The 17,299-nt window shown below is 36.2% G+C and carries 11 protein-coding genes; 1 reads left to right on the top strand and 10 read right to left on the bottom strand.

The features are described from left to right. Nucleotides 1-104 precede the first annotated feature (104 nt). Nucleotides 105-1,364: a Y-family DNA polymerase gene (locus LCY76_RS22805; RefSeq protein ID WP_248254960.1), complete on the top strand. Its 1,260-nt coding sequence runs from the start codon at nt 105-107 to the stop codon at nt 1,362-1,364. Between the two features lie 74 nt (nt 1,365-1,438). Here the strand turns inward: LCY76_RS22805 and LCY76_RS22800 are convergent, their stop codons facing one another. The 10 genes from LCY76_RS22800 to LCY76_RS22750 form a co-directional block, all read right to left on the bottom strand. After that, nucleotides 1,439-3,160, bottom strand: coding sequence for a hypothetical protein (locus tag LCY76_RS22800; RefSeq protein ID WP_248254787.1), 1,722 nt, complete (start codon nt 3,158-3,160; stop codon nt 1,439-1,441). Nucleotides 3,161-3,249: 89 nt separating this feature from the next. Continuing rightward, nucleotides 3,250-4,791 carry a peptidoglycan DD-metalloendopeptidase family protein gene (locus tag LCY76_RS23970; protein WP_272885792.1) on the bottom strand — a complete coding sequence of 514 codons (1,542 nt, stop codon included), beginning with the start codon at nt 4,789-4,791 and terminating at the stop codon, nt 3,250-3,252. 166 nt (nt 4,792-4,957) lie between these two features. Then, a complete protein-coding gene (locus LCY76_RS22785) occupies nt 4,958-6,484 on the bottom strand; it encodes an AAA family ATPase (RefSeq protein ID WP_248254786.1) in 1,527 nt (508 codons plus the stop codon). Nucleotides 6,485-6,487: 3 nt separating this feature from the next. Continuing rightward, on the bottom strand, nt 6,488-7,414 hold the full coding sequence (locus LCY76_RS22780) for a hypothetical protein (protein WP_248254785.1): 927 nt from the start codon (nt 7,412-7,414) through the stop codon (nt 6,488-6,490). Nucleotides 7,415-7,543: 129 nt separating this feature from the next. Beyond that, complete coding sequence (locus tag LCY76_RS22775; RefSeq protein ID WP_248254784.1) at nt 7,544-8,779, bottom strand: hypothetical protein; 1,236 nt, start codon at nt 8,777-8,779, stop codon at nt 7,544-7,546. Between the two features lie 39 nt (nt 8,780-8,818). Further along, nucleotides 8,819-14,917, bottom strand: coding sequence for a PKD domain-containing protein (locus LCY76_RS22770; protein WP_248254783.1), 6,099 nt, complete (start codon nt 14,915-14,917; stop codon nt 8,819-8,821). Nucleotides 14,918-15,081: 164 nt separating this feature from the next. Beyond that, nucleotides 15,082-15,759, bottom strand: a complete 678-nt coding sequence (locus LCY76_RS22765; protein WP_248254782.1) for a hypothetical protein — start codon at nt 15,757-15,759, stop codon at nt 15,082-15,084. Between the two features lie 213 nt (nt 15,760-15,972). Further along, nucleotides 15,973-16,371 carry a hypothetical protein gene (locus tag LCY76_RS22760; protein WP_248254781.1) on the bottom strand — a complete coding sequence of 133 codons (399 nt, stop codon included), beginning with the start codon at nt 16,369-16,371 and terminating at the stop codon, nt 15,973-15,975. A gap of 116 nt (nt 16,372-16,487) precedes the next feature. Continuing rightward, complete coding sequence (locus LCY76_RS22755) at nt 16,488-16,868, bottom strand: hypothetical protein (RefSeq protein WP_248254780.1); 381 nt, start codon at nt 16,866-16,868, stop codon at nt 16,488-16,490. 77 nt (nt 16,869-16,945) lie between these two features. Further along, a complete protein-coding gene (locus tag LCY76_RS22750; RefSeq protein WP_248254779.1) occupies nt 16,946-17,116 on the bottom strand; it encodes a hypothetical protein in 171 nt (56 codons plus the stop codon). Nucleotides 17,117-17,299 lie beyond the last annotated feature (183 nt).

Below are 17,299 nucleotides of genomic sequence, written 5' to 3'. Positions count from 1 at the left end.
AAATACCTTCTTTTACTAAATAATTCCAATACAGTTATATTTTCCAGCGTATAAGAACGTATATTCGCATATAATAAATAAAACATACGTTCTGGAGAGTGTTTATTATGGATTATAAAAAAAGAGAGAGCATCTTATGCATTGACTTAAAGAGCTTTTATGCTTCATGTTCATGTATAAAAAGAGGCTTAGATCCTTTAACCACCTATTTAGCTGTTGTTGGAGCTACCGATCGTCAAGGAAGTGTCGTATTAGCAGCTACTCCCCTTATGAAACAAAAATATCGCATCAAAACAGGAAGTCGCTTGTTTGAGATTCCACAACATAAAGAAATTCACATTGTTAATGCAGAAATGAAGTACTATCTTGATATGTCTATGGCAGTAACTAAAATTCTTCATCGTTTTGCATCTAGAGAAGACTTACACATTTATTCCATAGATGAAGCGTTCATACGGGTAAATCCGGTTGAGCGCATTTTTGGAGACAAATGGTCGATCGCACGAAGGATAAAAACGGAAATATTTGAAGAGTTAGGGCTCACAGTTGCGATTGGAATTGGTGAGAATATGTTGCTCAGCAAACTATGTTTGGATCTTGAGGCTAAAAAAACAACAGAAGGAATCGCGGAGTGGACATATGAATCAGTGCCTCAGAAATTATGGCCGGTTACCCCGCTCTCTGAAATGTGGGGTATCGGTAAAAAAACACAAAACACATTAAACAGAATGGGAATTGTTAAAGTCGGTGACTTAGCCCACTACCCCTTAGAACTATTAGAGAAGAATTTTGGAATTATGGGAAACCAGCTTTACTACCACGCGCACGGTATTGATCATAGCGATCTAGGTGCTCCTATTATGATGGGTCAAATCAGTTTCGGAAAAAGCCAAATTTTATTAAGGGACTACTCAGATAAAGAAGAAGTAAAACATGTAATCTTAGAAATTTGCGAAGAAATAGCCAGGCGAACACGGTCTGCTCGTAAAGCGGGGCGAACAATAAATTTAGGTATCGGATACTCCAAAGATTCATTCGGCGGCGGATTCAATCGATCAAAAACAATCGATCAACCTACAAACATTACGATGGATGTTTATAAGGTCTGTCTTGAATTGTTTGAGAAGTTTTATAATGGTGATGTAGTCAGAAGTATTGATGTCAGACTTTTGAATATTGTAGATGATTCCGAAATACAGCTATCATTGTTTGACTTGGATAATCCTAAACGATCCCGGCTTGGTTATACGATGGATGAAATCAGAAGGAAACATGGTTCTGCTTCTTTATTAAGAGGGGTTTCTTTTACCCAAGCAGGGACAGCTATTCACAGAAGTAAATTAATCGGTGGACATAAAGGATAAAGAGCTTGGCAAAACGCCAAGCTCTTCTTTATTGAGGCCGATAAGAACTCCCTAAAAACGAAAGTGCATTCCCGTTATTCACCAAAGTTCCCAGGATCAAATGGATCTGCATCACCGCCATTATCGCCACCTGTATCTCCATCGCCGGTGCCATCATCAGTGGTGCCGTCATCTTCTGTTCCATCGTCGTAAGATCCGTCATCATCATTATATTCTTCATCCGGGTCTTCAACTGGCTGGACCTTCCAAAATACGGTTCCAAGTGCAATAGGTGTATTATCGGTTAAACCAATGCCATATTCAATAAGATAGGCTTCAGACCCATTATTGTCTGAGAATACTACACTAGCTTGCCTTGTGTCACCCGCTAGAACTGTAGCATCTCCATCTAAAACAACAGAGGTACCATCTTTATAATAAACTTTAAACTGACCAGCATTTAAATCATCATAATTGTAGTTATCCTCTCTGTATTTAACGGTATAAGTTTTAGCCCCGGCTGCACCTTCAATTTTTATGCTGTTAAGGGCGATTTCCAGCCCAGTATCTGGAGAGTCATAACCAGATTGAGGTTCAGCAGGTTCAAGAACGCCTATAATTTCTTTTAACCGTTCAACAAGAGCATTTTTCATACTGCTTTTTGGTAATTTATCAAGAGCTGTTTTGATATTACTGTATTGAGTACGTAAATCACTATAAGAAACATCATCATTCATGTCTTCCTCAAATTTATCAATTAGGACAGAAACTTGTACTTCTTTTTCGTATTTAGTGATATACGCCTTGGCAGGATCATAGTATTTAACTTTGAACTGAGCCCCTACCGTTCCTATTGCCGTAAAATAAGGTAAATCCTTATCAATGGCCTTTTGCAGTATGGTTAAATTTTCAACTTGTGATGATAAATCGTCTGGATCAAAAGCGTCTGTGAACTCTGATTTAGCAGCACTCATTCTAGATGCTGCACTCTTAGCTGCCTGATACTTTCCTGCATAATCTAGAATGGCTTTTACCTTTGCCAATCTTCCTAATAGATTCGTTTTAATTGAGTTAGTTGGCAGAGCATTTACGGATTTTAAGGATTTATCATAAGCTGTTTTAGTGGTACTAACTAATTTGGTATCTATAGAAGCCAATGTCTTTGCGGCAGTTGTTACATTGGAATTTACTTTTCCAGCATTAATTTCTAATGCTTCTACACCATCTGTACCTTTAACTTCATTTTTATATTTTGTAACATAAGCATATGCAGGGTCATAATATGCCTTTTTAAAGGACTCCTTAAGAGCTGATGCTAATGGAGTAAACAACGGCAATTCCTTATCTATAGCCTTCTGCAACTTGTCCACTTGATCATCAATATTTGTGGAACTGAAATTCTTTGTAAACGTGGTCTTGGCAGTTGTTATTCTCGCACCAGCTGCCTTTGCTGCGGTGTACTTATCTGAATAATCAATAGTTGATTTTCCTTCTTTAACACGGTCCAACAATTTTGTTTTACTTGAACTTGATTTGAGAGCATTTACCTCTTTATAGGCTTTTGAATAATAGGATTTCGCACTGCTTACCAACTTGGAATCCAAACTTGCCAGAGTTTTTGAAGCACTGGTAATATTCGTATTTAATTTACTTGTACTAGTTTCAAATGATTTAACTGTTGTTTCTGCTTTTTTTTCTGCTGATGTAGAACTAGTTGATGAAGCAGCGAAGACCTGCTGGCCTTGTCCAACAATTGGTGACAGGGTAATTACTGAAGCAAGTGTTGCGATTGCAATCTTCTTTGTAGATTTTTTCAAACTGATCTTTCCTCCCCATTATGTGTTTTGTTGAAATTAAAGAATAAATGTTTACTTTTGAGTAATCACCCCTTTCAAGGATTCCAAAATTACCGTGGTAAGTATTTTAGCGGATCCACAGCATTCTTCTTATCTGGGGTCCAGTCACCCTTATGTAACTCAAAATGCAAATGAGGTCCAAATGAATAACCGGTGTTGCCCATTAGGCCTATTTTCTGGCCTTGTTGGACTACATCTCCCTCTTTAACAAACCGTGTTTCCATATGAGCGGAAACTGAAGTGAAAACCTGTCCATTTACCTTGTGACGAATAAATACCACGTTTCCGTATGAGCTGGATAAATATGATCGTATAACGGTACCAGATGCCGCAGCATGAATCGGCACATCTTCAGTACGGCCATTCTTACCGATATCAATTCCTACATGGGTCTCATAGCTTCTGTGCTCCCCATGCTCGGATGTAATACTTCCTGTAGCCGGCCGTATGAATAGTCCTTTTTCTTCCCCTGATTTCACTGTTTCTTTATAGGTCATTAATCTTAGCTGCACATCATGTTTCCCATAACCATCAGCATTGGGAACATAAACGTCAATGTGGTGGCCATTAATCATTCCACCGATATCTTGGGCTTGTCTCTGCTCCATTTTCCCATCCGGATACTTAATCTCCACCCAAGTACCAAGAGGAATAACAGCGGGATCTACAGCGATTGTTACACCCGCCTGGACTGGGGCTCCTGATTTTGTAATCCCATAGCCTTTATCACTTGGATTCTTTCCGGTGGATTGAAAATTGGAATCATAATAGGTAGCAAGGAATGTCTGCCATTCACCAACTGGCATAAGAGGAATTTTGCCCTCCAAGCTTAGCTGTTCTTGTTCTGCTTCATGTGCTGCCTGTTGTTCTTGTGCTGAAAGAAGATTTAGTTCTTCCTTAGAATCCAGTACATAAACCTGCAGATTCTTTTGGATGTTTTTAAGGACTGCCATATAAGCTTTTTTCTCGGCCCTGCTCTTTTCTAGATCCTTTTTGAGCACCTTCAATTCAGTTTTTTGTTTTTCAAGCTCCTTAATCTCAGCAGCAAGCTTCTTTTGATTAGATTGATTGTCTTCTTTCCCTTTGAAATAGCCCTTAAGAATGTCACGATCAGACTCGTTCATAACGTTTATTAAAATGACACGTGAAATGAAATCCTTAATGCTTGCAGTGCCCGCCAGGACCTTTAAATATTGCATTTGTTCGCCATTCTCATAATAAGAAACAACCTTTTCCTTAATTTCTTGCTGTTTAGCAGCAATCGCATTATCTAAATTTGAGTATTGCTCTTTAAGATGACTGATGGTTTGTTTTTGAGCTTTTTGTTTTCTCTCTAAGTTAACGATTTTTGCACTTACTTTCGTTACTTGAAGATCCATGCGTCTAATCTTTTGTTTCGCTTTTATGACAGCCTTATCAACAGCCTTTAATTGCTTTTCATCCTTAGCCAGATGTTTTAATTCCTGATTTCGATGTTTAAAATAATCGCTTCCCACTTCAGCTGATACCGTGTTATCGGCAGCAAAGAAAACAGAGCTACTTAATAAGCCCGCTACAATTATCCTTTTAGCTGTCCTTACTTTTGCTTTCATATTTCACCTCCTAAAAGACAAAAAGCCCCCTATGTATGAACCACATGGATTCACATAGAGGGGCGTCCCTTTAATATTATTAAACTGCTATAAATGTAGCATTAATTGTAAGTAGAGACAAGCTTACAAATAAAGGCTTCCATAACTTCTTTAATGAGGTGTCGTCCTACTTCAATATTTTTTTAATCACTAGCCTTCTAATATCACGAATATTTTCTATGGAATTAACATTTATATTTTTAAACTCTTGAATTTCTTGAGTTGTAAATTGCCTATCCAATGTATTTTCCTTTTTAATCTTTTCTAAAAAGCTATCCACATAATAGCTAACAAAGTTTCTCTTTTCAACCTCTGTCAACAAACTAAACTCACATACTAAATCAAAACGTGAACTTAGTTCTGTAGGAATTACTTTATAAAAATTAGATTCATCCAAATTTGATGTAAATACAATGATATAACCATCGATATTATGTTCTCTTGATAACGAATCAGTGAATAGTCCGTCTTCTAGTAATTCCAGAAAAAAATTAAATATCTGAGAATTTGCTTTTTCAAATTCATCACACAGAATGATACCAACTTTGCTCTTGGCCAATTTATTACCTAGCTCTCCATCTTCAGAACCGATATAGCCTCTCGGACTTCCAATAAGACTATTTAATGCATCTTGACTACTATAGTTTCCAAAGTTTATCTTTACCATGGAAGTATGGGGGTTTAATTGATTTTTAAGTAAAGTGGCAAATTCTGTTTTTCCTAATCCTGTGGGACCTAAAAGAAAAATAGAAAACACTTTCTTCTCCTTGATTCTATTCAAGAGTATAAAATTATTAAAGGCACTTGGCAATTGATCTTTGAATTTTTTATGCCCAAATAATTTAGAAGATACCTCTTTAATTAATTCATTAACTCCTTGGGTTGATAAGTCAGTAATTTTCACAACATTATTTACTGAAATTTCATCCTCAATCTCCGTAACTACTACTGGTAATATTTCGTTAATAGGTTTGACTCCTTTTAAAATTAATCTAAAATGCTCCAATGCTTTTTCAACTTTATTGATTTGTACGATGATTTTAAATCGAGGGTTTTCAATTATTAGTTTTTCAGCGTAATAAATTAAGTTAGAATTATTTTTTATTGCTGAAATAAGAGAAGTAATGTCAACAAAGATATCTTTTTCTTTCGAAGCAAAATGAGTAGTGAAATGCTCATCAATTTGGCTAAAACTAACAAGAGATATTTTCTTATCATTCAAATATTCAATTATACTTTTTAGTTCATCATCATTTTTATAAGAGTATATATAAAATCTATCAAAAGGATTGAAATTTTCCGCTACTTCTTGAATGAATTCATTGTTTTTTTCTGGATATAAGGGTGCCTTATCCTCAAAATGATTACGAAAAATTTCTAATCCTTTATCTGACAAAGACTCTATTATAATAAATCGTGTTTCTTCATCAGCAGGTAATATGTTATTGATAGCAGGTACTACATCAGCTGGATTTACTAATAAATATTGGACTAGACTTGAAATATCTATAATATTTTCTGTATCTTCTTCAAGTAAATCTTTTGTATTTTGAAAAATAAAAGGAGAAATAATGTATCCTTTTTCCTCCATTTCTTTGTAATAAGTTTCAAATTCATCTCGATTTTTATAAGTGTATAAAGTATATCTACTCATTCATCATTTCCTCTTCTTTTTAAATATATATAAAACCTTTTTATACCAAGATATATGGATTGGTTGTTCTTCTTGATCTTCACTGAAATTAATATTTTGCACAATTGCAATAACATCTATAAAAGCAAATGGTTTATCCGAACTCTTTGGAAAAGGCTGACTAGTTATATTTGAATATGAACTTGAAATTACTTTCTCTTCTTCTTCATTAGATTGTTGTTCTAACCCAATATCATATAAATAGTTAAAGGTATTTATATTAATATGATCTTCTCTAACAAATCCTTTATAAACTCCTATAATTGAGACTTTTCCTATTGTAAGATCATCAATATTATATTTGCTTTCAAATTCGTTTTCTAATTCCATTGGTATTTTAATTACCATCGGCACAGAAGAACTAGGCACTTTCCCATATAATAAGTAGGAATAATCTTTTAACATCGAGGTTACCAAATTGTTAACATCTACACCATCTACCTGGAACCCTTTTAAGGCATCGCTCCTAAAAAGTTTAAATTCTCTTAAATTTTCTTCGTTTAGTATTTTTAATTGCACATTATCAATTTTTATGAGATCTCCTTCTTCACAATCTGTGAAGTGATCGATTGACTTGCTTCGATTATCTATATGTTTTAATAAAATCGATTTAGTTGTCTTAACATCAAGAGACTCTACTAATTTAGAGGAGTTTGTTTGTTTTTCTGTAAATTGTGTACCAAAAACCCCTTTAATTTTTGTTAAAGTATCTAATGCAGTTGATATTGATGCGTTTGATGAAAAAGCATCAATTGTTTCGTGGGAAGAATTTTTTTCTCTTTGAATAGTTGATACGATAACATTATTAATCATCATTGATATTTCATAAACTTTTGAAAAATTTATATAATAAATATTAAACACATCAATTTTCTTGGGTCTAGATGACATTATTTAACCTCCAACTGGTATATATTTCAATTATTACTTTTAATATACATGAAAATAAAAATTGTACGTTAGTAAAATTTTTTTAAGTAAAAATAGATAGAGATAATGCAGATGGGATTTTTTTATGAATTATTTTATTTTATTTTCTAGTTTAGTTATTTGTATTTTTTCAATTGCTTCTTTACGTTGATATTCCACTTGCTGCCATACATGAATCCTGTCTTTAGTAGCGTAAAACTCATATTCATTAAAGCCTTCATCTTCCCATTTAAAGTCTGGTGAAGTTGATAGTTTCTTCAAATTTTTATCATAGACAAGAAATTGGTTTTTCTCTTGATCAATGATATAAATGTGGTCTTTATCCACATCAACCACCTGAGTACCTTCAGCAACCCGATCATCGCCGTTTTTTGTAAAGAGCGGATCGCCTGTTACCAAGTTTACTTTCTTTAAACCATCACTATATACGTACAGGAAGCTATCATCCATGAATGATAGATAACCCTCATTCTCCAATAGATTAGTAGTATCGGTGTACTTGAAAGGAGCTTGTCCAATCTCTTTGCAGATGTAATAGATCCTCCCTATGTATACATACATCCGCGGGCCGGCAGCTGTATTCAAAAAGCTGGTTTCTCCGTATACACCATCATAAATGGTATCTATTTTATTCTGTTCCTTCTCGAGCAAAACTCGTTTTACCAATAAGTTTTGTTCCTCATCCGTCTCTTTGTTGTTTTTGACAAAGGAGAAATACAGTGAATTATTGATAAGATCAACACCAGTAAAATGATAACCTTTTGGAATATCATTAAAGACTGGTTTGCTCGCATTGTCTAAGATTTTTTCTTCCGCAGCCGGAACATATTCTCCATCTTTTACTTTTCCGATATTGTTCACACTAAACTCAAAGGCTAACTGGTCCGTATTACTCCACTTATCGTCCTCTATTGTAGAGCGATATATCGAGAATATGGTCTTATCATTCCCACTTTTATCATCACCATTTTCCCTTTTGGTAAATTCATACCCCTTACTCTGCATCCAATACGATTGAGTTTCCCCATTATCCTCAAACACATCTAGATCGATAAACTCCGGATCTTTTATGGCATAAAAGGCCTCATCATTGTCAACGCCGTTATCATAGGGAACTTCTTCAAAACTCATTTCGTCCGCGGAAGCATACATTAATCTCTCAGGGTCAAAACTATTTCCTCCAAGAGGATTTTCATGTTTTAAGTGCTTTAAATTATTTACAATGGCTGGTGCCGCTTTGACCTTCTTTACTTCCTCTGCTTTCCCACAGCCGGATAAAAGTAAGGATCCCACAAGTAAGGAAACCGTAAGTCCTTTTTTATTCATATTCAAACCCCTTTTAAAGCCCCCTAAATAGGCCATTTTTTAGTAACTTCTGTGATATCCTAATTCTTCAAATATATTACCTTGAATTTTTACAATGTAGTTATCCGTAGCTTCCACGTATGGATTGGCAACTGGATGATATGATTTGAAATTAAACATGTACTCTCCATCGGGAATAAATTTAAAGTCATCTCTATACAATTCAGCACACCATTTCATTTCAAATGGTTTTGAGCTAACAAGAGTGAAAGCACTGGATGGAATGTCTACCTTGCCAATTTTCCCACCAAAATCAACGCTTCCTTCAACTTTATTTGCTGGAGTAGAAGTTAACTCAATAACAAAATGCTCACCCGCTCTAAAGATATTGATATCTGGATCGTATTCATTCTTAACCCAAGTATCTTTCCAAGTTGGTGTATGCGTGACTAGTGCCTGTAAGGAAGCAATTTGGACATTCACCCGTTGAGAAAGAGTTCCCGTCCCGCCTCGATCATCCTTAATTGTTAAATCTACATCATAATAATCGCTTGCTGCCGTAAAGGAAGGATAGTGATCGGTACTCGTGGTTGTTGTTCCACTTTTGCTTTTAAACTTCCAGGAATACGAGACAATTTTTCCATCTGGATCAAAAGATGCGTCCGGGTTAAATGCTACCGTAGTTCCTAAGAATGGTGTGAAAGGCAGCCAGTCAAAGTTCGCTACAGGTGGAATGTTAGCCTGCATAGGAAGAACTTCAATATCATGCTTGGCTGGAACCATTGATTTCAGTCCGTCATCATCAATAACATTTAACTCAACTTGATAAGTTCCCTTTTTCGAATTAGTGATGTTCGGGAACATTTCAGTTGAAGTCGTAACCGCTCCAGATGGGTCTTTAATCTTCCAATCATATCCCACTACATCTCCATCTAAATCATAAGAAGCAAGAGGATCGAGATAAATAGTGTCTCCCTCTGTAATGATATCTTCCGGATGCCAAGTAAACTCCGCATAAGGATGTTTTGGCCCTTCGATAACATCTAACGTTACCATGAATGTATCTGATAACGGTGTCAAAGGTGCTGGAGGGCTATCCCACACAGTTTGATATACTTTGTACTTACCAACTCCCCCAAAGTCTCTAAAGTCTTTAGGCGGGGCTCCTGTTTCCCACGTTTGTATTACAGAACCATCGGCATCAACTTTCTCGATCTTCCAGGAGTACTTTAACGGATTATGATTATCAGGATCATAGCTGCTGTCTTTATAAGTAAGTGGTTGTCCTATTTCAACTGGATTAGGATTTAAAGAGAAAATTGAAACAGGAGGCTGATTATCATTTACAATCTTAATTTGCCGCTCATAAAGATCTGATTGTAAGGCTGGCGGGAATTTAGGTATATCCCAAACCGTTAAACCAATGACATAATCTCCGGCCGGTAAATTCATATCTTTAAATGATGTTGGCCAATCATTAAGAGTCTTCAAAAGGGTATTATCCGCTTGTTTACGTATTGTGAACTGATAATTGGTAAGCGGGTCACCGTTTGGATCATAAGATAGATCCGTAAACTCAAGCTTCTGGCTGCGGGATACCAACGATTGTACATTGAATTTTGCAACTGGTTTGATATTTACATTTTCTGTACTTATTCGTTTAGTTACCGTTCCATATGCGCCGTCAATATCTTCCACCTGTAAAGTCGCATCATAAACTTTGTTAGGTTGTAAGTGAGCCGGTGGCGATCCATCATACTTCGTTCCATCTACCGTGTATGAAACCCATGTATAATTAACTATCCCTTTGTCTTTCATATTTTTTTCATGGTCAGGGTCGTAAGATAACGACGGATCCAAGTCTAGCCGGTAATTGTCTGCAATATCAATTTTAAAACTAAAATCGGCTATTGGACGCCTGTGTACGTTAATGATTACTTCCTTCTGTACTTCTTCATCGGACCACTTACGATAGTTAAAGAATCTATCGTCATCCCAGAAAATCGGATTATCTAAAGAATGGATTTTTGCAAGGTAGGTCCCTACTCTTGAGAAATTAATCGGCTGACTCATCCATTTATTATTCTCAGGAATTGGTCCATCCGGTTGATTATCAATTTCTCTTCCATTTATTGTGGTTGGATCATGTTTGAACAGATATTCCCTCTTTAATTCCGGGTCATTTTCAGCGTCTTCATAAAACACCTGGAAGTCTACCTGATCTCCCAAAACGACGGTTAAATTGGTTGAATTCTGCTTAATCATAAACTGATTCAAAAAGTAATCTTCAATATCTTTCATATTTTTGGTTAGATAGATGGCATCATACGTTGTAAATTGTCCTTTTTGCGATCCGGACCCAATTAAACGCTCTACATTGTTTTTATTTGAGGTAGTTGCCATATTCCAAAAGAAGATTGAATTTGCTTTAGACTTATTAACCATTGAATTGAGTTTTGAAGAGTTACCCATCCAGTCCCAAGGATTTTTATCCATTTTTATATAATAGGCCTGAGCACCTGTTCTAAACGATTGGTTTGAATAAGCACTAGTAAAGTCGGTTGTGTTTACCTGCTCTGTTGAAGAAATCCCTTGATCATAATAATATTGAATTTCCCATCTTTGATTTTGGATGGTTTTCTTCAGCTGATACGTATAAACCGTTGAATCGCCTTCAGGAGAGATATAACCTGAAATGGTCTTCTTAACGGTTCCTGTATAGACGAGTGTATTCATTGCACTTCCTGTTGCTGTGTCCCCCACATTTTTCCCATCATACGAAGGCGGGGAAGCGGGACATTCCGGCCACGGTGTGGGTGGTCGATTTAATACCCCTGAGTAACCGCCTGAATTATAGGAAATGGTACTTGGAAAACTATGAGACCACCCACTAGGATCGTCCCAATGTTTCCCATCCCAAGTAAACGTATCAGTACAAGTACTTGAAAAACTCTGAGAAACTGTTTTGGTAGCTTCACTCGTAATTCCAGTGATTGCCCATTCAGCCGGCGGCGAATAATGGGAGTCCGAAGTCGTTACCGTTTGATATTCGTAAGTTTGCCAGTATGTCAATCCCCATTGAGGAATATGCCGGATTCCTGTTCCGTCCGAATCATACGTATGGTAGTAGCTATTATCAATGGTTACCTTTGCGTCGATTCCTTTTTGTAAAAGGTTGGTTTCTAAATTGGATGCCGCTGCAGTCATTCGATTTTTATACGTTTGATCAATAGTGTAATAGTAATGGTCATACTCCCCATCGTTGTAAGCTTTTCCTGTTAAATGCTGCTGTGTGGCTGTATCCAGACCACCGAAGTTAAGGACAATATCCACCTTGTTTTTTCGGATGGCTGAGAAGTCTACCAAGGGAGCAACGTTTGTCACTTCAACCATTTTATCGGAAGAAGGTAAATTGAAATTTTCATCCTGTTGATAGTAGCTAATGGTTCCTCTGGGGTGTAAAACATCTGAGCTGTCTCGTTTATAGTGCTGCTCCTGGATAAACTCTTCTAATGTCGGTTGCCCAAAACTCTCTTTAACATCTACACTGAACCGATAATTCCCGACTTTATCGGTCTTATAATCAAAGGATTTGTTTGGTCCAGAGTAAATTGCTTGCCGCGGTGAATCTTGTGGCGTTCCAATAACTCCGTCATTATTACTGTCATACTCCACATAGAAAGTACGCTTTGAAATTGGGTCATTATCTTTTGATTCACTTAAATCTTCAAGATGAATAGTCGCTTCCTTTGTCGTTTTATCTCTGACTACTTTTTTAGCGTTTACAGTGAACTTAGCTTCGGGCACCTGGTCTTCAACTATAGTGAACTTTTTGGTAACCGGCTTTGATATTTCTCCATAAACATTTGTTATGGTTAACGTAGCTTGATAGTCCCCTGCTTTTCTAACCAGAAATTCAAGGGCCTTTTTATTAGACGCTTGGCGAATGAGAATATCACTTTGATCAATTCCCAGCGTTACGGGAGTGATTTTCCAAACAGATTTTGTATAATCTAAAGGCGCCACTCTTGCTGAAGGTGTTACCCCTTCAGAGGCTTCCCCTCTTAAGATCATTTTCCGATTTTCTTTCTTTGTTCCTTCAATTGTAAAGTCAGCGACCGGTGTTGTCGGTAGGATCCTAAAAACTTCTTGGTCCTCAGCTGTATCTCCATCATCATCCGTAACTTTCACACGGACATTATGGGATTCTGGCGATTCTACTCTAGCAGATTTAAAAGTTGTTCCAGAAGGCTCATCATCAAAATAGAACTGTTTATCAACAATAGTTCCATCAGGATCATAAGAACTGTCACCAGCTGTTACGGTCTCTACCCAGTAATACTCACTGCCAACAAATACATTAGCAACTGGCGGCTGATTTGGAGGTGGCGGTGGTTCTGTTGGTTCTCCCCCGCCTGGCGGCTCTTCCGGAGTAGTAGGAGGAGCAACCTCTTTGTAAATGTTTGCTTTTGTTGCAGCCTCTACCGTAGTACGCTTACCAGTTGTTAGAACAACTGTTATTTTCGCATCAAAATCCTGTAAAAACTCATCTGTCGTAACTGAAGCAGCAGGTATACTAAATGGTATTGTTGCTTGATCACTGACTTTAGACGACTGTACTATCTTTTTAGTGTATAGAGGCTCTTGTTTCTTTTTAGCTTCAAACTCCCAATGGTCGATCAACGATGTGCTAAAACTTTTATCAACTGAACCTTTTACTGTCACATTTACAGCTGCGCTTGTCCCAACTAGCTTTTGGGAAGCAGGACTTGTGGCTGCACTACCGGTTAAATTCATTCCTATAGTATCAGGAGGAGTTACATTAGCATAAGTAGTATTCTCGTCTTCTTTGGTACTTCCGGATTTTAATTTGGCTTTGGCAACAGCTTCAAATTCCTGCTTGAAAGTAGAGGATATGACCTTAGAAGCCGGAACCGTGAAGGTAAAGTCCGGTGAATCTTGGATTCTTGTACTTTTATCGACCTTCTTAATTTGAGCGGTTTTATCTCCTTTTTTCTTAACCTCAAAAGCCCAATAGTCAATATTTGATCCATCTTTAACATTCTTCATTTCTCCTGTTACAGAGACTTTAATAGTAGCTTCGTCCCCTTTAATTGCTTGTGATTTTGGGGTAGCTTCCGCACTTGCTTTGACATATGGATCACCCACATAAGGCTTAACAACAAGCCGTATGTCCTTCTCAGCTTCATCCTCGTCATAATCGTTGAATACAGAACGGACTGTCCCGCTCCCTTTTAAAGTAATATCATAAACCTTATCTGAACTCTTATTTCCTGGATATTTACTTCTATCAAACTTAATTGTTTTATTCAAAGTTACTAAATCGTCTTTACGGTCTGTTCGTGTATCATCACCGTAGGAGACAGTTAATTTTGAGATGTCACTCTCCCTAGCATATCCCTTTAACTTTGCTTGAGAGGTTACAGTAATATCTGCTTCCGTTGAGTTTGAGTATTCGTCAATGTAATATGTAGTTTTATCAGAAGCAATTTTTGTATCAATTAATGTATCTCCAATCATTGGAGGGATTTTAAAGGTCGCATACCAAATAGAAACCTCTCCTTTATGTTCTGTATAAACAGTTCCAGAAGATCTCCAAGTTGGTCGAGCGGTTATTTTTGCATATCTTTTCCCGCCCATTCCGTTTACTGTAAGATTCTTGGCATTATGTCCTTCCACTTTTGAATTTAGTATATGTTGTTCTAATGAAGTACTCATGTTGTCCCAAGAACTGGTATTCGAATCTACTACTTGATAATCCCATTGTTCCGGTGTTTCCGATCCTGTAGCATCATTCCTAAAACATTGGTTAGTAACTTTGTTTCCACCAGTATTAAATCCTAAATATCGGTATTCACGTTCGTGGCCACAGTAGCCTCCTGAAGCTGATTCATTTCCTGATACATCTCTGGGAGAACCATATACTATTACGTCATATGTTTTAAAAGTTGAAAAATTCGCTTCCTCTCCATTTTCAGAAAATCTCTTTCTTCCAATATTGGCTAGGTACTCGAAAAACTCTTTTTCTGTGGCTGGATAATTCGCAGCAAATGCGGCAGTTCCATAGAAAGATGAACCAAAAATTAATACCGCAAGAAGTACTTTAATGATTTTCAAAGAAAAATTACTATTCCACAACTCAAACACCTCTTTCCAAATAAAAAAGCCCCTTAAATTCTCCTCTTTAGCTGAAAAATGCGCAGCTTAGAAAAGAATTTAAGGGGCGTCCCTTTGTTTATTATTAAATTTACTCCTTCGAATATACCATAAATATACAGAAAAACCAAAGGGATATCCCTTGGTTACTTATTACCCTTTAAGTAAAAAAATGCATAGTTTACATGATCATCTTCAATATAATAATTAACTTTTAAGTTCTTGAACGTTTTACTTCCCTTTGACTTGCTAGTTATTTTCTTTTGTTTTTTCTTAAGATAAATATCAAAAACATATTTATTTATTGCATTACCATTTGTCTTGCCATATGCAGCTTCTAAACTATTTTGCAATGCTGACTTATAAATAGTTTCTGCATAGTCTTTTTTAATCTCGCTAACATCATTCATCCAAAGTGTATTGATCTCCAAAACCGTATGTACTTTGCTCGTATAATACTTCTGATCGTAAAAGCGATATCTAAATGCAAATTCACCAGATTCAACAAATGGTTCTGATTGGGCGAATGATGTAATTACTCTTGACTTAAAATATTTGTCTGCTTTTAAATGCTTTGTTTCTGTATATCTTTTTTTATCCTTTAAAAGGGTTTTGGTAACATCCATCACTTGTTTATTAATATTTGCATTGATTTTTGTTCCAAGTTTATAAGAATATTTCTTTTTAAAATATGTATCAAAGTAATATTTTCCTTTTACTACTTCTTTGTAATTACTTTCTGCATTCGCAACTCCTGCAAACCCGCTAATTCCAATCGCAAAAGCTAATGAACACAAAATTGATTTACTCCATAACTTTTTCATCTTGTCATCCCCCTCTTAATTACCTCTTATTATTATTTTCGCCATAAAAAAAGCGATCTTTAGACAAAATTAAATAACAGTCCTGTCATTTAACCCATAGTCCAAAAGACCGCTCTAGCTTTATTGACAGACCACTCTAAAAAAATAGAGTAAACAGAAATAAAAGCTAAATCCTTATAGGTAAATTTTACCATAAAAAATATACTATTACAATTACTTTTTATATTCATAAACCGCAAACCTTCTGATCGTTCTTTCCTTCCCTATAAACGGTAAGGAGCTCTTCGTTTCAATCAGAGCTAAAGCACTGGGCCCGTACAAGGTTTGATTAATGCCATATATAGCGTTTGTATAAATTCTAGGATATGGCACGCTATCATCCACATAATCTATCATTAGTACCTTCATAGGGTGTTTAAAGAAGTTTCCTTGCTGCGGATCATAGTCAACCTGTTTTTTGCTGTCTTTAAGTTTGAAATTATATTTGAGACTACTGTCAAATTGAGAAGCGGCAGCCGTTTTATTAAAATATACTTTTCCGGTTTCTAAGAACTTGTTAACATCAATATTTAAAGACGAATCATGAAGAGCAAACTCCAGATTATTCTTCAATAGCCTGCTCCCTGTGGAAGTAGCTTCTAAATTGACTTGTAAAGCGATGATTATTATAAAGAACACACATAACATAACCATTTTTAAAAAAGTAGACAAGATCCTTACCCTACTTTCTAATTGATTGCTTCGCTCATTACACGAACATTTTTAGTGATTTTCTTTGGGCCATTATCAAACAGCCCTTCAAATAAAAACAGTGGTCCTCTTGGTACAGAAAGTGTTATTTCTATGTATTCATTTCGCGGCTGCGGTACTGTCGTAGCTTCCATTTGAATATCATCTGGGCTCCACTTATGACGCTTAACTAAATTATCTGTTATGGAATCTAAGGTTTCGGTTGTAAAGTAACCATCAATCGCGGCTTTTTTAGTGGCCTCATTTAAGGTAACATCTACAATCTCCCTTTCCATTGCTTCCAGGTACATTAAAATTGGAGTAGTTATAATAGTGATCGCTATGATGGCTGTCATCCATTTAGCTAACGTAGTATTCATTACTTACCGAACCTCCATCATATGAAAAGTGAGAGATCAAGAAAGTAACTCCTTTCTTGATCCCTATTTGTATCTCGTTAATTGCTAGAAGTAGTAGCTGTTGCTGTTGGATGCGTAACACCTTCTACATCACTTTTGTAATCATTAGTCTCGTTCTTTACCATGGTGTATCCTACTCCGAATAGACAAAAAGCGATTACGATTGCAGTTAAAGCCATTCCCATAAAGTTTGAAATTGATTTGTTCATGTGTAAGAACACTCCTCATTTTTTAGTTTTTTAATTGTTGATTAATTATTGAAAACTAGAAACGTAATTGCCAATTACATCTCCAACCCCTTGTAGCAGCGGTAAAAATTTACCGAAAAGTAGGGTTGAAATGATTACAGCGGTCGCTGCTAGTCCCATAAATGTAGCAAGTGATTTATTCAA

Origin of the sequence: Fictibacillus marinisediminis, from assembly GCF_023149135.1 — a bacterium.
Classification (GTDB): domain Bacteria; phylum Bacillota; class Bacilli; order Bacillales; family Fictibacillaceae; genus Fictibacillus_C; species Fictibacillus_C marinisediminis.
This window is presented reverse-complemented; position numbering and strand designations above follow the sequence as displayed.